A 17730-nucleotide genomic window follows, 5' to 3' on the forward strand; every position below is an offset into this window, starting at 1 on the left:
GGTGCGCGTCAGCGCATTAGTCCCTGCACCAGTGCGTCGACGATCTCGTCGGTCGACGTCTCCGGGTCGATCGGCATCGTCAGTCGGTCGAGCAACAACCCGTCGATCGCGTAGTGGAACAGCGCAACCTCCTTCGCGCCGCCCGGGAGGCCTGCCGCACGGTTGAATTCGACGTCCGCGCGGAAACCCGATCGCTGCCAGTCGCCGAGCAGCTCTCTGACCTCGGGTCGTCTCGACGCCTCCAGCCGCAGCTCGAACAGCGCGAGCGTCACGTCGCGATTGTCGATCAGACGCGCGACGATGTCGCGGACGTAGTCGGCGAACAACTCGGCGCTCGGCACTCGCTCGGCGAGCGGCGCGTGCACCGTCGGGTCGGGTGCGAGGCGTTCCCCGATGCGCTCGATCAAGCCCGCGATGACGTCCTCGCGCGTCTTGAAGTAGTTCGACGCCGTGCCCCGGGGGACGGCGGCCTCGACGTCGATCGCGCGATGCGTCAGACCGCGGGCGCCCTCACGTGCGAGGACGCGCAGGCCGGCGTCGGCGAGCTCCGATCGTCTCTGCGGATTGCGTGCCACGGGAAAAGGCTAGCGCAACCACGACAGATGTCGTAGTCTGCTCCTCGAACCACTACAGACGTCGTGAATGGAGAACCCATGCGAGAACTGGTCTACTACGTCGCCGTCAGTCTCGACGGGTACATCGCGGCACCCGACGACACCTTCGACGCATTTCCGGTACAGGGCGATCACATCGACATGATCGTGCGCGAATACACCGACACCGTCCCGACGCTGGGGCTGCAGGCGCTCGGTCTCACGGCACCGCTGACACGGTTCGACACCGTGCTGATGGGGTGGAACACGTACGCCGCCGGGCTGCCCGCGGGCGCCACCGATCCTTATGCGCACCTGCGGCAGTACGTGTTCACGCGCAACCATTCGATCGACGAGCCGGGTGTCACGGTGACGTCGGACGATCCGGTGACCGTCGTGCGGAAGCTGAAGATGGAGGAGGGAAGCGGTATCTACCTGTGCGGTGGCGGGGAACTCGCGTCGTCGCTGATCGACGAGATCGATCGGCTGATTCTGAAGGTCAATCCGGTGTTGCTCGGGTCGGGCAAGAAGCTGTTCGCGGAGCGAGAGTACGACGTCACTACCGCGCGGTTGGTCGCGAGCACACCGTACGAGTCCGGCGTCGTGATCAACGAGTACACGATCGAACGGTGATCACTCCACCGAGATGCTGTGCGCCCGAAGCTGTTCGACGACGTCGTGCGACGGCCATTCCGCAGCACGGAAGCGGGCGGGTTCCATACCCGGCATGGGCTCGATTCCGGTGATGCGTGCGACGTCCTCGAACTGCACGTAGAACATGTCCGACGCGCGACCGGCGAATGCGACGAGATCCGTTCGCGGGAGCGTGCAGTCGACGCCCTCGTCCCAGATGGTGACGGTGCGTGGACCGAACGGCGTCGTGATCACCGCTGCGGACCGGATCGTGATGGTGGTGCCGTCGAGATCGTATTGTCCGCGCAGCCAAACGGATTGAGCGTCGTACTCTCTCGCGATGTGCACACACCGTGCCCGCGCGGCCTCGGCGCTGTCGGGCCGCACGGTGTCGAAGGTGACGATGTGTCCGTCGTCGTCGACCGTGTACGCCTGCGGCGAGAGTCCGCGTGCGGTGTGGGTGTACTGATGTTCGATCATCGAGAAGTGCCGGGCGAGGATGTCCTCGTCGTCACCGGGAACGACGTAGATCGTGTCGACGTCGGGAACGAAAGCCACAGGTGCACAACCGAATCGCGATCGATGCGACGCGAGCCAACCCGGGTCGAGCAGCCAGGACGTGAAGTAGTTGCTGCCGCTGTCGACGAGACGTTGTATCGCGCGGCCCTTCGTCGGATCGGCGTGCACCGTGATCGTCGCGAGATTGGACCGGGCTGCGGAGAACACGGTGGCGGGATCGACGCCCCACTCGGAGATGGTCTCCCAGGACACGATGGTGCGCCGGCCCGGGGTGTCGACGGCCACGAGCTCGTCGACGAGGGGGAACACGCGTCGCGACACGAGGAGGCCGGGTGGGGGCGCGCCGATCGTGTACGTCGACGGTTTCAACACTGGGCGCAGACGGGGGAGCGCGACGTCCCAGCTGCCGGGGGCGTCGTTCGCTTCGATCATCGTGGCGACGAAGTGTTCGATGTGGGCCGACAGCTCGGCTTCCCCGTACGCGGCGGTCTCGGCGAACAGATTGTCCAGGTAGAGCACCGCGTCGCGGCCGTAGTAGACGGCGAAATTCTCGGAGTCGTACATCGGGTCGGCGCCGCCCTCGACCCGGATGCGTTCGAGCACGAGGTATGCCAGCCGTGCCCTCGGGTCCACGCCGTTTGCCGCCACGCGGGAGATGGTAACCGGGCGCCCCGAGTATTTCGCTCCCTTACTCGCCCGGATATGCGGGATCTTCGCGAATATCGTCGAATCAGGGAGCGAAATGCACCCCTACGCGGTCGGCGGCCGCGCGGCGGAGGAACGGCTGCACGACGGCGGAGATCTCGTCGGCCTTGCGTTCGAACAGGGCGACCGTCCCGTGCTCCACGATGGTCGTCTCCACCCTCGTCACCTGCGACAGAGCGGACTCGAGCGGCGCGATGTTCGGCATCGCGAACGGATCGTCCGACGCGCCGAGCAGGAGTGTCGGCGCCGTGACGAGACCGATTCGGTCCTCGATGCGATAGCGGTCGCACGCCCGATGTCCCTCTGCCGGGTCGACGCCGTACGCCAGCGCGTCGTGCACGAAGCGGTTCAACAGATCCGCGGACGGCTGCGGGTAGTACGGACGCCGCTTGTTCCACAACGTGTTCAGATGCGTGCCGTCGTCGGAGATGTTCGCCTTGTCGACGCCGTCGGGATTCTCGGGACGTGCACGACGCTCCGGGCCGGTGAACGGGCACGACGACAGCACCAGCGCGGTCACGTCGGTACTCACTTCGCCGTTCCCGGCCGCGGAGGCGACCTCGAGTGCGACCAGTCCGCCGGTGTGGTGACCGAGAAGGCTTACCTCGTCGATCCCGATCTCGTGCAGGAGCTCGTGGACGCCGCGTGCGTACAGCTCGATGGATTGCGGTGCAGGCACTTTGACGCTGGCCCCGAAGCCGACCATGTCCATGGCGATCACGCGATGCTCACGGGCCATCAGCGGTATGAATTCGCGGAACTCGTCGCCCGAGCGCGGCGCCTGATGCAGCAGCAGCAGGGCGGGGCCGTCGCCGGCTTCGACCACGTGGATCTGTCCGATCGGGCAATCGACGTAACGCGAACGCGTGTTCAACCTTGTCACCTTTCAGCCCCGGCGAGGGGACGGGCCGTGACGACGAGACCGAGAGCGACGGCTGCCGCTACGCCCATCATCGACGCTGTTGCCTGTGCATTGTTACCCAGGAGCCCGACGACCGGCGCGGCGGCGGCGGCGCACAGGAACTGGAATCCGCCGATCAGTGCCGATGCCGTGCCTGCGGTGTCGGGATGGCGGGCGAGTGCGAGCGCGGGAGCGTTCGGCATGACGGACCCCATCACGGCGAGCAGAAGGAGGACGGGAACCCCGAACCCCGCGAGGCCACCTGTCTCCGTTGCAGCGAGAACGACGAAGACGCCGCCGACCAGCGTTCCCGCCGCGAGTGACGCCCGGAGTATTCCGTACGGGCTCCACCGCCGCAGCAGTACCACGTTCAGTTGCGACGATCCGATCAACACCGCTGCGCCGCAGGCGAAGAACACTCCGAACTGTCCCGGGGTGAGCTCGAACTGATTCTGCAGCACGAACGGAGACGATGCGATGTACGAGAACATGAGGATGCGACCGCATCCGCACACGATCACCATCCGCACGTACGGCGAATCAGAGAACAACGTTCGATAGTTCCTCGCCATGACGCGCATCCGAGGTCGATGCCTCTTGACAGGCGGCAGCGTCTCCGGCATCGCCCACACTCCGAGCGCGACGGAGATCAGCCCGAGGAGCGCCAGCACGAAGAAGATCGATCTCCACGACGCGAGGGAGACGACGAGTCCGCCGATAGTGGGCGCCAACACCGGCGCAACTCCCATCACCAGCATCAAACGGGAGATGACGACGGCCGCAGCGTGCCCGTCGAACAGGTCACGCACCACCGCGAGCGCCAGCACGGTACCTGCAGCTGCGCCGAGACCCTGCAGCACGCGCAGCGCCGCCAGCGTCTCGATCGTCGGCGCGACAGCGCATCCCACGGATGCGACGACATGCATCGCGGAACCGGCGATCAGCGGACGACGCCGGCCCAACGCGTCGGACAGCGGTCCGATGATCAACTGCCCCAACGCGAAACCGACGAGCGAGCCGGTGAGTGTGAACTGCACCAGCTCGTCCGACGTACCCAGGTCGTGGGCGATGAACGGAAACGCCGACAGATACATGTCGATGGTGAACGGACCGAGGGCGGTCACCGCACCCAGGACGAGGACGAGCCGAAAGCGCGTCCAGCCCTGTGGTGTCGGTGTGGTGGTGTCAGTGCTGTTGGTCGAGGAATCCTGCGACGACGGCGTGGTAGTCATGTGGCCGTTCTTCCTGAAGATGATGTGATGCCCGATCCATGACGTAGAGCTGGCCTCGCGGAACCATGCGCGCGAGCATCAGCGGGTAGTCGGGCGTCAGGAAGTCGTCGTACATTCCCCACGCGAACAGCACCGGGGCTTCGATCTGCCCCAATTCGGCTGTGAGGTCCTGCCATTCGCCTCGTGGGTTGTCCGACGCGGCCGCCAAGGCCATCTCGTCGGGGTCGAGGCTCTGCTCGTAGCGCATGTCGACGGTCTCGTCCGGGAGCGCATCGCCGTCGAACCATTCGAGGCGGGTGATCAGTTCGCGCATCTTCTCGCGGGAGGGGCCGGTGCCGCCGTAGTAGACGTCCCGCGCGTTCCTACCGCGTCGGCCACCCTCGGGAAGCGGAGCGAGCGGGCCGTAGAAGACGGGCATGCTGCCGGTGACGACGAGCGAGCGAACGCGGGTCGGGTACTTCGCTGCGAGGTTGAGGGCAATGGTGCCTCCCCACGAGTTGCAGACGAAATCGGCACGGTCGATTCCCAGTTCGTCGAGAAGGGCCACCATCTTGGCCGCGTGGAAATCCCACATCGGCCCTTCGATGGTGCACTTGTCGGACAGCCCGTACTGCGGGATGTCGACGAGAATCGCGCGCCGCGTCGACGCGAACATCGGGGCCACCGGGCCGAAGTCCGACCAGGCCGTGCAGCCAGGACCACCTCCGTGAAGAAAGATGACCGGATCGCCGGATCCGAGATCGTGATAGTGAAACTTGACGCCGTCCGCCGTGGCGTACTGGCTCGGGGGTCGTTGTGCCATGGCGTCATTCCACCGCGTCGGGTGATCGACGGAAAGGGAACGGGTCCACTCTCCGGGCCGGGGTTCGTTCCGTGGCCGCGGACGTGACCTACCGTCGAGCTATGAATCCTGACCTACACACTGCCGAGGAACGGGCACGCGCCGTGGTCGGTGTGCGCGAATCGCGTTCGCTGGGAACGCTGTCCGCCGATCATGCGGTGGCCTTCGCGCGTGCATCCGCCGTCGACGAGCCCCGATACCTGGACCCGACGCGCGCGGATTTCGCCGTGCACCCGATGTACCTGCTGAGCATGCTGCGCGGTCACCAGGGGGGCGTCGACGACGACTACCGTCCCGACGGAATGTTCGCGGACGAGGTGCCCGGTACTGCTGGACTCGACGTGCGGTTGATGGCAGGCGGTCAGGCGATCGAGTTTCTTGCAGAGCCGGTGGTGGGTGAAACCGTCAACGCAGTACGGAATCTCGATGCGGTCACCGTCAAAGGTCGAACCGGTTCGCAGTTTCTGCTCCTCGAGACGGTCAAGGACTACGTCTCGTCCGGTGCGGGCACGCTGGCGCGTGTTCGCGAGACCTTCATCGTCCGATGAATGCGATTCAGGCCGGGGGCGCCATCGAAACGGTGGTTCTCGCAACCGATCCCGTCCGTGTCCTCCGTTTCGGGGCGACGACGCACAATGCGCACCGCATTCACTACGACGCGGTCCACGCCGCCTCGGACGGCTTGGAGAGGCCGGTCGTGATGGCCCAGTTGCAGGGGACGTTGTTCCATCGTGCCGCTGCTCGGGCGGCCGGGCAGGGCGGTACGGTGACCGCACTGTCGTGGCAGAACCGCGCTCCCGCATACGTCGGTGAGACCCTCACGGTGTCGGGTCGGGTGATCGACGTGCAGGACGGTGTCGCCCACCTCGAGCTGGAGGAGCACACGGAGGACGGAAGACTGTGTGCCACAGGGTCCGCCGTCGTTCGGCTGCCCTGACTCCGGTCGGCCGGACGTCACGGTACTGTCCGGCCGACCTGAGTCGAGATGTCACTCGCGGTGGTCGGAGACCCAACCGGTCAACAGAACCTCGTCGGGATCCACCGGTCCTGCCATGGAACCCTGCTGCGTGAAGAAATCGACGAGACTCCTCGAGCGGGTGAGGTCATCTTCGCCGAAATCACGGCCGGTGAAGTCGATCTGAGTGACGCGATCGCGTGCCTCCGCTGGATCCATCTGGATCTCGGCCGCAATGGCGGCTGCCGCGCGATCGGGATCTTCCTGGATGATCTCCGACGCGTCGGCGATGACTGCGAACACCTTCCCCGCGAGTTCGTCGTTGGCGTCGAGCCAATCCTCTCGGGCGAGGATCCACTGCGAGTACTCGGCTCCGAAGTCACCGGTCGTGGCCACCACGCTGGATCCATCGGCTTCTGCTTGCGCCACCCACGGGTCGAACGAGACGAATCCGTCGATGTCACCGCGTGCCAACAGTGCAGGCTGCTCGGGCGGGCTCGTCGAGACGATGTCGATGGTCGCGGGGTCGAGTCCCAGGCTTCTCAGATAGAGATCGGTGAAGTAGACGCCGATGCCCGGAAAGACACCCATGGTCTTGATGTCCTTCGGCTGCACACCGTCTCGGAGAACGACCTGGAAGTACCGATCCGAGTCCTGGAACACGCCGAGCGCCCGCAGCTGCGGGTTCGCCGCCATGACGGTCAGCGCGGTCGAATCCGCATTACCGGACATCTCCGACGTCCCGGCGACCACGTTCTGGGCGCCCGCGGCACCCCCTTCGGTCTGGACGATCTCGACGTCGAGGCCCGCCGCGTCGAACATGCCTTCGTGGTCGGCGAGAAACAGCGGCGCATACGACGGGTCGACGCCGACGGCGATGCGGACGAGCGAGGTACCGGTCGCTTCCTGGGTGGCTGGGCGAGTACATCCGGTGGCGACGACGAGCACGGACAACGCGGCGACCGTGGCTCCGGTCGCCCACCGCTTCCTGGTTGAAATCATCGACATGTGCGTCCTCTCGGGGTTGTCGGTTCCGTCATTTGCCGGTGAAGACGGCAGGGCGTTTGTCGAGAAACGCCTGCAGTCCCTCGGCGGTGTCGCTGGTCGTGATCAGTTTCAGAACGGCGTCGAACTCGACGTCGAGCGCCTCGTGCATGGGTAGCGGCAGACCGTCGGTCACCACCTGCTTGATCAGACCGATCGCCGCGGTCGGTTTCGCGGCGTACACCGCGGCCAGCTCGGCAACGGTGTCGTCGAAACGATCGTCTGCCACCACTCGGTCGACGAGTCCGATGTCCAGCGCCTCGGCGGCCGTCAGCTTGCGACCCTCCATCATCAGCAGGACGGCGCGGTGAGCGCCGATCAGGCGCGGAAGTCGTTGACTACCACCGGCACCCGGGAACAGTCCCAACGCGATCTCCGGGAAGCCGACGGTCGCGGCGTCGCTCATCACCCGGAGGTCGCACGCCAGTGCCAATTCCGCTCCGCCGCCGAGTGCGTGACCGTTCATCGCCGCGATGACGGGTTTGGGCGCCGACGTCAGAATGTGCTGTACGTCGACCCACGGACGCATCGCGCGTTGTGTCTCCTCGGTGAGATTGCGCATCACCGAGATGTCGGCGCCGGCCACGAAGAAGCGACCGGTCCCGCGTACGACGATGCAGCGCACCGACGGGTCGTCGGCGAGCGGCGGCAACGCCGTCAGCAACTCGTCGATCAGGTCCGGGTCGAATGCGTTCGCCGGTGGCCGGTCGACGACGACGGTCGCGACCGCGTCCGCGACGGTGGTACGTAGGTACGAGGTCATGAGCGTCCCTTCGGTAATCGGTCGCCTCATCATTCGTGAGGTGCTGCGCGGACCACAGGGCCTCGGTCCGACAGGCGAACTCTCGCTGCGGCGGTTTGCTGAATGAACCGAATCCATTGGGCAGTGATCTGTCGTGCTTCAGGATTCGGATATCGAGCTCGCCGTTTCGAAGGGAAATTCATGACGACAACAGACGTGACCGACGCTTCGGTCGCCGCCAGCGAGCCACAGCGCCCCCGTGCGGCAGGACGGCAGGACTGGACGGCCTGGCCGCTGTACAACGCTGCCAGCAGTGGCTACCGCGGCTATTGGTACCCGGTGGTGTGGGCCAGTCACATCACGAAGGACCCGAAGAGCTATATGCTCGGCGGGGACAAGCTCATGCTGATGCGAGATGGCGGAAAGATCTACGCGTTGCACGATCGCTGCCCGCATCGTGGCGTTCCCCTCTCCGAAGGCGACCAGCAGTTCCCGGGCACGGTCAGCTGCCCGTACCACGGATGGACCTTCAAGCTCGACACCGGAAAGCTGGCCGCGGTCATCACCGACGGTCCCGACTCGAAGATCTGCGGCAAGCTGTCGGTCCGAACCTATGCGGTCGAGGAACGCCTCGGACTGGTCTGGGTGTACCTGCCCATCGCCGACGAGCCGCCTCACCCCATCGACGACCAGCTGCCCCGCGAGCTGACCGAGAACACCGGAATCATCGGCGGGCGCATCCAACCGCGCCAGGGTGATTGGCGCTTCGCGTGCGAGAACGGTTTCGACGAGGGCCACGCCAAGTACCTGCATCGCACCGCGCTGTGGCGTCTGTTCAAGCCCATGCCGACGTGGAACATCACGCGAATCATTCCCGAGGGACGGTGGATCTACCGCGTCCAGGACGAGGTCTACTGGGAGGCCACGTTCCCCGGTGTCGGCAAGTGGACGAACAAGCGGTGGTGGAAGAAGAAGCCGGACGAATCGAAGATCTCCAACATCGGAAACACCGGTGCGGGTAAGGAAGTGAATCCGGTCATCGCGGCCCAGAAGTTCCCGGGCTTCGCGTCGTTGTCCATGCCGGGGGTCCTCAGGATCGCCTACCCGACGTTCATCCACTACGAGTTCTACGTGCCCGTCGACGAAGAGAACCACCGCTACGTCGGTCTGATGGTGAACTTCGTGTCCGGGTTGGGCAAGGCCAAGTTCTACGTCAAGTACCTGGGCGCCATCCGATGGCTGTTCCACGGTCAGTTCTCCGGACAGGACGCCTGGATGGTCGAGGTCACGGACGCGCCGCCGGAGAAGCTGTACCGGCCCGACGTCTCGTTGACGTCATGGCGGAACCTCGCGGAAGAGGAGTATGCGGAAAAGCTTTCGGCCGCTGCGCAATTCGCTCCGCAGAAGGAGGCGCGGCCAGCACGCAAGCGCCGTGTACCCGCCGCGTCCGCGGGAACCGAACCTGCCTCGACGCCCGTCAACGGGCAGTCCGCCGAATAGTCCAGGAGAAGACATGACCAGAATCGTGATCGCAGCACTCGCAGGCGCAGGTACGCTCGTGGGCTCCCAGCTGCTGTGGCAGTTCGTCGCCCGTCACTCGAACACGCAAGTCCATCAGGTCCGCCCGTGACGTCGTCGCCCGACGACCGCACCGATCGTTCGGCGCAGGCACATCGGCACGTGAGTCGAGACCGTTTGCGGGACATATTGATCGACCTCGTCGACGTCGCGAGCCCGACCGGTGACGAAGCTCCGCTCGCCCGTGTCGTCACCGACACGCTCGACCGTGCGGGGGTCGACGCGCACACCATGGCGTTGGACGATCGGCAGGCCAACTCGTGGGGTCGCCTGCGTGGGGACGGCACAGGTCCCGACCTGCTTCTCTACGCGCCGATCGACACCGTCACCACCGGCGACCCCGCAGAGGACCTGCCTGCACTTGGCCCCGCGCTGCGCCCGGACATGGTGGCGAAGGCCAGAGTCGACGGGGACTACCTGATCGGCCTCGGCGCGTCCAACCCCAAGGGGCACGCGGCGTGCGTCATCGCCGCGGTCGAGGCGATCGCCGCAGCCGAGGTACCGCTGAAGGGCGATCTGATCGTCGGATTCGGCGCAGGAGGCATGCCGACCAATGCGCGTGCGGGAGTCGGCAATCCGCGTCTGAACACCGGACAGGGCGTGGGGTGCTCGTTCCTTCTCGAACAGGGGGTCTGGGCGGACTTCGCGTTGATCGCGAAACCGGGGTGGACCGTCTCGTGGGAAGAAGTGGGCCTCGCCTGGTTCACCGTCACGGTCCACGGGACACACACCTACGTCGGGTCGAGACATCGCCTGCCCTACGCGAACCCCATTGCGGCGGCGGGGGCGGTCGCTGCGCGACTCGAGGAGTGGTTCCCGAAGTACTCGGCGGCGAACACCTCGGGTCTGGTGGCGCCACAGGGGATCGTCGCCAACATCCGCGGCGGGTGGGAACGCACCGCGTCGTTCACCCCCGAGCAGGTGACGATGACGGTGGATCTGCGATTGAGTCCGCGCACCACACCCAGCGACGCCAAACGACAGCTCCTGGCGGCCGTGCGGCGAATCGCGGACGACCTGGGCGGACTGGAGCTCGAGGTCGAGCAGGTGTTGGCCATCGCGGGCGAATCGTCGGACGAGGACATGTGGTTGTGCCGTAGCGCGATCGCCGCGTGGGAGGCGAGGGAAGGAAGACCGCACGAACCCGCGTACGACGCCAGTGGCGCAACAGACGCGAACATATTGCGTAGCAGAGGAATTCCCACCGTTCGGGTCGGCATGCCGAAGGTAGTGGACGCGCCGTTCGAGGTGGATTTCGCGATGGGAATGAACACCGTGGATCTGCGCCGGGCCGAGGAGTTGACGCACTACCTCGTCGACGTCGCACTCGACACGGTCACCCGCACACTCGAGGAAGTAGGACTGTGACGACATGGCTATCGTGACGTTGGGTGTAGGTGCTTCGCACAGCACCCTGATGAACACCCACTGGGAGGAGACCACCCACAAGGACGAGGCGGAGCGGTTCCGTGACGGACTTCGCGCGGCCCGCGATCGCATCGCGGACTCGAGGCCGGACGTCGTCGTTCTGTTGGGCTCCAACCACTTTCGAGGATTCTGGCTCGATCTCATACCCGCGTTCACCATCGGCGTCGGCGAATGCGTCGCGAGCGGTGAGTCGGGTACGCCCAAGGGGCCGCAGCGGGTCGACGTCGAGTTCGCCCGTCATCTCGCGAACGACCTGATCGAGAACGGCAAGTTCGATCCGGCGTTCTCGGCACGCATTCAGATCGATCACGGCCAGTCGCACGCCATTCAGTATCTTCTCGACGGTATAGACGTGCCGATCGTCCCGATCGTGGTCAACGTGTTCGCGCCTCCCCTCCCGACGTTCGAGCGGTGCAGGGATTTCGCTGTCGCGCTGCGTGATTCGATCGAGCGGGAAGCCTCCGACAAGCGAGTCGTGGTCATCGCGTCCGGTGGAATGTCCCACCGGTTGCCGTGGCCGGACTGGCGGGATCCGCACGGCGAGGACGAGGACTTCATGGTCCAGGCCTGGCTGGACGGACGCGCCAACTGGTCTCAGTACGACGTTCGACGTCGCGAGATCATCCGAGCGGCCGAGGCCGCGATCACGCCGGCCTTCGACGACTACGTGCTTCGCCTGTTCGAGAAGGGCAGTGCGTCCGAACTGGTCGACTACACGACCGAATCTATGGAGAAGGAAGCGGGCAACGGCGCCCAGGAGCTGCGCACCTGGCTGATGATGTCGACCCTCCTGCGCGACGTCGCGGGCGAACGGCTCGCGTACGAGGCGATCCCCGAATGGCTCACGGGCATGGGCATCACGGTGCTCGATCCCGCAGCACAGCAGGACCTACAGAACGCTACGACGACGAAATCGGAGAGACAATGACCATCTGGACCGAACTGGCGGGGCTGGACTTCTGCGTGAAGACGGTGGACGCCGCGGGAGTTCCGACGCGTTCGCTGCAAGCCGGATCCGGTGACGAGGCCGTCATCTTCCTCCACGGCACGAGCGGCCATCTCGAGGCGTTCGCGCGCAACATCGCCTCGCACGCGGAACGCTACGAATGCCACGCCATCGACATGCTGGGACACGGGTACACCGGAAAGCCGGACTACCCGTACGAAATCCCGCGTTACGTCGAGCATCTCGTCGCCTACATGGATGCCGTCGGCCTGTCGCGCGCCCATCTGGTCGGTGAGTCCCTCGGCGGTTGGGTTGCCGCACATCTGGCAAGTGAGCAGCCCGAACGCGTTCTGTCGCTGCAACTTCTGGCGGCGGGCGGCACCGTGGCCAACCCGGAGGTGATGGAACGTATCAAGACGTCCACCATGCGTGCGGTCACCACCGACGACATCGGCCTGACGCGTTCGCGGATGCATCTGCTGATGCACGATCCGGCCAACGCGACCGAAGAACTGGTGAACGTGCGTCACCGCATCTATCACCGCCAGGAATTCGTCGACAACATCCACAATCTGCTGACCCTGCAGGAGATGGAGACCCGGCAGCGAAACCTGCTGCGGCCGGAGCGGCTTGCGTCCATCACGGCGCCGACGCTCGTCGTGTGGGGTCACGAGAACCCGTTCGGTGACGTGCCGGAGGCCCGAAAGATGGCCGCCGACATCCCCGGTGCACGCCTCGAACTCTTCGAGGAGTGCGGACACTGGCCGCAGCACGAGCAGGCGGCGCTCTACAACCCGCTCAGTCTCGACTTCCTCGCGGAAGCGTCGGCGGCGGCGAAGACGACTGCTTGACCATCTAACCGAGGGCGAGTGAGCCTCGGTGCACACAACTCGCGGACGCGGCCGACGGGACCCACAATGGTGCCGTCGGCCGCGTGCGTTTTCGGCCGATGCTGCTCGACGTGAAAGGTGAAGGCGTGGAAACGATCTTGATGTTGGCTACGGACGAATACGGTGTGATCGAACGCACCGTGACCGACCGGATCGGACAAAGGGGGCACGTCGTTCGCCCACCGGAGAGGACGCGACGAGCGGTGTCGGCACTGCTTCCCGACGCGACGGTGGTCATCGGAGACTGGAGCGGCGAACTGCCACTCGGACGTGACGAGGCCCTGGCCGGGTCGAACGTGCGCCTCGTCCAGCAGCCCGGTGCAGGCGTCAACTTCATCCATCTCGGTGCATGGGCCGACGCCGGAGTGCCGGTCAGCAACGCGCCGGGCGGTAATGCCAGTTCCGTTGCCGAGTGGGCCGTCACGGCCGCGTCGTACCTGAACCGATCCGTCGGATGGGCCGATGCCGAAGTCCGCGCGGGCCGGTGGCCGCAGGAGTCGATCGTTCGTCGTGGATGCCGCGATCTGGCCGAGTGTCGCGTCGGCGTGGTCGGTTTCGGCGAGGTCGGGCGTCGCGCCGCGTCGTTGTTCGGCGCGTACGGGTGCACGGTGCGCTATGCCGCGCGGAGCGACAAACGGGACGCGAACTTCGAACGCGTACCGATCGACGTGCTCGTCGCGGAGTCGGACGTCCTCGTGCTGTCGGTACCGCTCACGGACGACACGAGGGGCGCAATCGGTCGCGCGCAGTTCGACGCCATGCCCGACGGCGCGGTGCTGGTGAACGTCGCGCGCGGAGGCGTCGTCGACGAGGCCGCGCTGATCGACGCTCTGCGGCGCGGCCGGCTGGGAGGCGCGGCGCTCGACGTCGTCGAGACCGAACCACTGCCGGCGGGCTCACCCTTACGCGAGTTCGACAACGTGCTGCTCAGTCCTCATGTGGCGGGCGGTTCCTCGACGGCAATGCGTGCGATCGCCGACATGGTGGCCAGGAACGTCGAGCGAGTACTGAGCGACCACGACCCGTTGTGGGTCGTCAACGGCGTCGCCGAGCAGCAGCCGACGTCGCTCTCGTCCCGATAATCGGCTTCTCACCTCGGCGCGGGGAATGTTTCGCCCGCGTTGCGTCCTCGTTCCGGCCCGGTGGCCGGACGTTGCGTCGCCGTAAGTTGTTCGTCCCGGTCCGCACGGTGGACCCAGTTGGTGGGCGCTCACGACTACCGCAATTACGTTTTCGGACATGAGCCCGCGTATGCGACGCAGATCACACAAAGGAAAGCTTCAGCCCATGGCACAACGATTCAAGCTCGGAACGACGAGTGTTCTCGCGACGGCGACGCTGGCCGCACTGTTTCTCGGAGCCTGCAGCCGTCCCGCGACCGAGGCAGCGGAATCCACCTCGGCGGGAGGGAGCATCCGCATCGCGGTCGGCATCGACGCGTCCTACGCACCGTTCTTCCTCGCGAAGGACGAAGGCATGTTCGACGCCGCCGGACTCGACGTCGAACTGGTCCAGTTCGGGCGCGGCGGTGAAGCGGTCGATGCGCTGTCGACCGGGCAGGTTCAGATGGCCGGTAGCTCGGACACCACCACGATCGCGCAGCTGCAGCAGAACCCGGGGCTGCGTGCGATGTACTCCTACGAGACCTCGGGGGAGTACATCAAGGTGGTTCTGCGTAACGGGATCGATTCCCCGCAGGCCATCAGGAAGCTGGGCATCGTTCCCGGGCTCAGCCAGATCTCGACGGACAAGTACCTCGAGGCCAACGGCATCGCCGCGGATTCGATCGAGGAGATCACCGCGACCCCGACCGACATGCCCGCTCTGCTGAGCCGAGGTGACATCGACGGTTACGTGCTCTGGGAGCCGTGGCCGACGGCGGCCCTCGACCAGGGAACCGGCAAGGTCGTGGCGACCACCGGTGACTACGACTGGTTCTACCACCACTGGGCGATCACGACGGACTCCTGGCTGAGCGCGAACGAGGAGACCGCACGCACCGTGCGCGACGTCCTGCAGGAGGCCACCGAGAAGGTCGAAGCCGACCCTGCAGCCGCCACCGCAGCGACGATGGCCGCGGTCAACTCCGACGAGCAGCAGACGCTGACCGCGATCGACGAGATCGACTTCGTCGTCGAGGACCTCACCGAGAAGAGCATCGAGGACGCACAGTCGGTCGTCGACTTCTATCTGAAGGTGGGAGCGATGAACGCACAGCCGGATCTGAACGCGTCGATTCTCGTCGACTGGTCCGAAGGAGGGCAGGCATGACCGCGAGCACCATCGAGGGAGTCCCGGTTCACGTACGCGACGTAGCCATTCGCTTCGGCGAACTGGAGGTCGTGTCCGGAATCGATCTCGACATCCAACCGGGCGAGTTCGTCTGCCTGCTCGGACCGAGTGGATGCGGCAAGTCGACCTTGCTGTCGGCACTCGCCGGTTTCGTCGACACCGCCGAGGGTGAGGTGGTCTGCAACGACGTCCGCGTCGACGGCAACAACACGCACGCCGGCATGGTCTTCCAGAGCTCGGAAGCGCTGTTCGAGTGGATGACCGTGAGCCAGAACGTGGCCTACGGTCCGCGGATGCGCGGGGCCGACAAGGCCGAACAGGCCCGGATCGCCGCCGAGTACCTGGCCATGGTCGGTCTCCGTCACGCAGGCGCCAAGTACCCGACCCAGCTGTCCGGCGGCATGAAGCAACGTGTGCAGATCGCTCGCGTTCTCGCCAACCAGCCGCGCCTGGTCCTGATGGACGAGCCTTTCGGAGCCCTCGACGCGCAGACGCGTCAGGTGCTGCAGACGGAACTCGACACGATCTGGCGGAACACCGGCTGCACCGTCGTGTTCGTGACCCACGACATCGACGAGGCGATCACGCTCGCCGATCGGGTCGTGGTCATGAGCGCAGGGCCGAGCGCACGCATCAAGAGCGTCTACACCGTCGACGCGCCCCGCCCACGTGACCGGAAGAACCCGGCCGTGGCGGATCTCTACGAACGTCTTCGCGACGACATCCGTGCCGAAGTCGTTGCCTCACTGAGAAATCAAGGAATCGAGGAGGACGAGCTGTGACCGCAGTCGTCGCCGGTCGTCCCGCGACCGCATCAGCACCCAGCCGTCGGAAGGCAAGCCGAGCGCGCTCCATGAGCGGATCGGTCCTACGCACGGCAGCACTCTGGTCGGCGTCCGTCGTGCTCGGACTGGCCGTGTGGTCCTTCCTCGCATGGTGGTACGGGCCGACCACGATGGCGTCGCCCACGGCAGTGGTGTCCGCTGCCAAGGAACTGTCCGACAGCGGCGTCCTGTGGAGCTCGATCCAGGCGTCGGCGGGACGAATTCTCATCGGCTGGGCACTCGGCGTCGTGGTCGGTGCCCCCGTCGGAATTCTCATGGGCCGCATCGACATCGTTCGACAACTCCTCGACCCGTACATCGAATTCTTCCGATTCATCCCACCGATCGCGTTCGTGACACTCGCCGTCGTCTGGTTCGGCATCGGTGAGACGTCCAAGATCGTTCTGATCTTCTACACGTCGGTGTTCATCGTGACCGTCAGTACGATCGCGGCGACCGTCGCGATCAGCGACAACAAGCTGCAGGCAGCGGCCAATCTCGGTGCCGGTCGCTTCCAGATCATGAAGACGGTCGTGTTGCCGTCGACCGTCCCGGGAATCGTGACCGGTGCGCGTCTGGCGATGGGAAACAGCTTCCTGACGATCGTCTCGGCCGAGATCGTCGCCGCCAACGCCGGTATCGGCTCGATGATCTGGCAGGCTCGTAACTACGGACGCATCGACTGGACCTTCGTCGGAATCATCACGTTGGGAATCATGGGATTCCTCTTCGACCGCATTCTCCGAACGGTCTCCACCAGGTTCCTCGGAAAGTACGGAGTGAAATGACGAACGACACCGCCACCATCGCAGAGAAGGCCGGAATCCCCGGCGCCCCAACAGGTCTGACAGTCGAGCAGGAACGTCACCGCCGCAAGGTCGCGGTGGTCGGAGGCTACCGAATCCTGTCTCGCTTCGGACTGGACGAGGGAATCTCGGGCCACATCACGGCCCGTGACCCAGAGGACCCGGAAACCTTCTGGACGGCCCCGTTCGGTCGACACTTCTCGCAGGTGCGACCCGAAGAACTACTGCACGTCGGGTCGGACGGAACGATTCTGTCCGGTTCCGGGCCACTGAACCGGGCGGCCTTCGTCATCCACTCCAAGATCCACCACGCACGCCCGGACGTGATCGGCGCGGTCCACGCACACGGCCTGCAGGGCAAGGCGTTCTCGTCGCTGCACCAACTGCTTTCACCGATCACGCAGGACGCGTGCGCTTTCTACGACGATCACTCGATGTACGAGGAGTACCACGGTGTGGTTCTCGACGACGAGGAGGGCGAACGGATCGCGGCCGCACTGGGTTCGAAGAAGGCGGTCATCCTGACCAATCACGGCCACCTCACGGTCGGGGAATCCGTCGAGTCGGCCGTCTGGTGGTACGTGTCGATGGAGCGCTCGATGCAGGCGGAGCTCGCGGCACGTGCGGCGGGAACGCCAGTGGTGTTGCACGACAAGATCGCTGCCACGACGTACGACGCCGTGGGGACCGAGAAGGTGGGGTGGTTCGCCTACTCGACCATCATCCAGAAGATCGCGGCCGAGGAGCCCGACATCTTCGGTCACTGATTTCCTTCTGCACCTCGGGCACCGGGTACGCGCG

At 65.5% G+C, this 17730-nt stretch carries 19 protein-coding genes; 12 read left to right on the forward strand and 7 right to left on the reverse strand.

Features of this window, described 5'->3' with window-relative positions; genetic code table 11:
- Window positions 1–8: 8 nt before the first annotated feature.
- Complete coding sequence (locus tag DK926_RS14670; protein WP_114331042.1) at window positions 9–575, reverse strand: TetR/AcrR family transcriptional regulator; 567 nt, start codon at window positions 573–575, stop codon at window positions 9–11.
- Window positions 576–653: 78 nt separating this feature from the next.
- Between DK926_RS14670 and DK926_RS14675 the strand changes: the two genes are divergently transcribed.
- Window positions 654–1226, forward strand: a complete 573-nt coding sequence (locus DK926_RS14675) for a dihydrofolate reductase family protein (protein WP_114331043.1) — start codon at window positions 654–656, stop codon at window positions 1224–1226.
- Here the strand turns inward: DK926_RS14675 and DK926_RS14680 are convergent, their stop codons facing one another.
- The 4 genes from DK926_RS14680 to DK926_RS14695 form a co-directional block, all read right to left on the reverse strand.
- Window positions 1227–2393 carry a hypothetical protein gene (locus DK926_RS14680; RefSeq protein ID WP_243636818.1) on the reverse strand — a complete coding sequence of 389 codons (1167 nt, stop codon included), beginning with the start codon at window positions 2391–2393 and terminating at the stop codon, window positions 1227–1229.
- A gap of 82 nt (window positions 2394–2475) precedes the next feature.
- Window positions 2476–3324, reverse strand: a complete 849-nt coding sequence (locus DK926_RS14685) for an alpha/beta hydrolase (protein ID WP_114331145.1) — start codon at window positions 3322–3324, stop codon at window positions 2476–2478.
- 5 nt (window positions 3325–3329) lie between these two features.
- Window positions 3330–4583: a multidrug effflux MFS transporter gene (locus DK926_RS14690; RefSeq protein ID WP_114331044.1), complete on the reverse strand. Its 1254-nt coding sequence runs from the start codon at window positions 4581–4583 to the stop codon at window positions 3330–3332.
- Entirely contained in the window at window positions 4537–5385 is an 849-nt protein-coding gene (locus DK926_RS14695; protein WP_068429756.1) for an alpha/beta hydrolase, read from the reverse strand. Before DK926_RS14695 ends, DK926_RS14690 begins: the two co-directional genes overlap by 47 nt.
- 101 nt (window positions 5386–5486) lie before the next feature.
- Between DK926_RS14695 and DK926_RS14700 the strand changes: the two genes are divergently transcribed.
- Window positions 5487–5972, forward strand: coding sequence for a hypothetical protein (locus DK926_RS14700; protein WP_114331045.1), 486 nt, complete (start codon window positions 5487–5489; stop codon window positions 5970–5972).
- Window positions 5969–6361 carry a hotdog domain-containing protein gene (locus DK926_RS14705; protein ID WP_068429760.1) on the forward strand — a complete coding sequence of 131 codons (393 nt, stop codon included), beginning with the start codon at window positions 5969–5971 and terminating at the stop codon, window positions 6359–6361. The genes DK926_RS14700 and DK926_RS14705 overlap by 4 nt, the downstream gene beginning before the upstream one ends.
- A 51-nt stretch (window positions 6362–6412) precedes the next feature.
- Here the strand turns inward: DK926_RS14705 and DK926_RS14710 are convergent, their stop codons facing one another.
- Window positions 6413–7381 carry an ABC transporter substrate-binding protein gene (locus tag DK926_RS14710; protein WP_114331146.1) on the reverse strand — a complete coding sequence of 323 codons (969 nt, stop codon included), beginning with the start codon at window positions 7379–7381 and terminating at the stop codon, window positions 6413–6415.
- 34 nt (window positions 7382–7415) lie between these two features.
- Window positions 7416–8186, reverse strand: a complete 771-nt coding sequence (locus tag DK926_RS14715) for an enoyl-CoA hydratase-related protein (protein WP_114331046.1) — start codon at window positions 8184–8186, stop codon at window positions 7416–7418.
- A 180-nt stretch (window positions 8187–8366) separates the two neighbouring features.
- Between DK926_RS14715 and DK926_RS14720 the strand changes: the two genes are divergently transcribed.
- The 9 genes from DK926_RS14720 to DK926_RS14760 all read left to right on the forward strand — a co-directional run bounded on the left by DK926_RS14720 (window position 8367) and on the right by DK926_RS14760 (window position 17696).
- Window positions 8367–9665, forward strand: coding sequence for a Rieske 2Fe-2S domain-containing protein (locus DK926_RS14720; RefSeq protein ID WP_068429764.1), 1299 nt, complete (start codon window positions 8367–8369; stop codon window positions 9663–9665).
- A 126-nt stretch (window positions 9666–9791) separates the two neighbouring features.
- Complete coding sequence (locus DK926_RS14725) at window positions 9792–11111, forward strand: peptidase dimerization domain-containing protein (protein WP_114331047.1); 1320 nt, start codon at window positions 9792–9794, stop codon at window positions 11109–11111.
- A gap of 4 nt (window positions 11112–11115) precedes the next feature.
- Window positions 11116–12099: a catechol 1,2-dioxygenase gene (locus DK926_RS14730; RefSeq protein WP_114331048.1), complete on the forward strand. Its 984-nt coding sequence runs from the start codon at window positions 11116–11118 to the stop codon at window positions 12097–12099.
- Window positions 12096–12968, forward strand: a complete 873-nt coding sequence (locus tag DK926_RS14735; RefSeq protein WP_114331049.1) for an alpha/beta fold hydrolase — start codon at window positions 12096–12098, stop codon at window positions 12966–12968. Before DK926_RS14730 ends, DK926_RS14735 begins: the two co-directional genes overlap by 4 nt.
- Before the next feature lie 125 nt (window positions 12969–13093).
- Complete coding sequence (locus DK926_RS14740) at window positions 13094–14089, forward strand: NAD(P)-dependent oxidoreductase (protein ID WP_243636819.1); 996 nt, start codon at window positions 13094–13096, stop codon at window positions 14087–14089.
- A gap of 205 nt (window positions 14090–14294) precedes the next feature.
- On the forward strand, window positions 14295–15278 hold the full coding sequence (locus DK926_RS14745) for an ABC transporter substrate-binding protein (protein WP_114331050.1): 984 nt from the start codon (window positions 14295–14297) through the stop codon (window positions 15276–15278).
- Window positions 15275–16081, forward strand: coding sequence for an ABC transporter ATP-binding protein (locus DK926_RS14750; protein ID WP_114331051.1), 807 nt, complete (start codon window positions 15275–15277; stop codon window positions 16079–16081). The genes DK926_RS14745 and DK926_RS14750 overlap by 4 nt, the downstream gene beginning before the upstream one ends.
- On the forward strand, window positions 16078–16911 hold the full coding sequence (locus DK926_RS14755) for an ABC transporter permease (RefSeq protein WP_068429778.1): 834 nt from the start codon (window positions 16078–16080) through the stop codon (window positions 16909–16911). The genes DK926_RS14750 and DK926_RS14755 overlap by 4 nt, the downstream gene beginning before the upstream one ends.
- On the forward strand, window positions 16908–17696 hold the full coding sequence (locus tag DK926_RS14760; RefSeq protein ID WP_114331052.1) for a class II aldolase/adducin family protein: 789 nt from the start codon (window positions 16908–16910) through the stop codon (window positions 17694–17696). The genes DK926_RS14755 and DK926_RS14760 overlap by 4 nt, the downstream gene beginning before the upstream one ends.
- Window positions 17697–17730 lie beyond the last annotated feature (34 nt).

The sequence above is a fragment of the Rhodococcus sp. Eu-32 genome, assembly GCF_003336925.1.
Lineage (GTDB): Bacteria > Actinomycetota > Actinomycetes > Mycobacteriales > Mycobacteriaceae > Rhodococcoides > Rhodococcoides kyotonensis_B.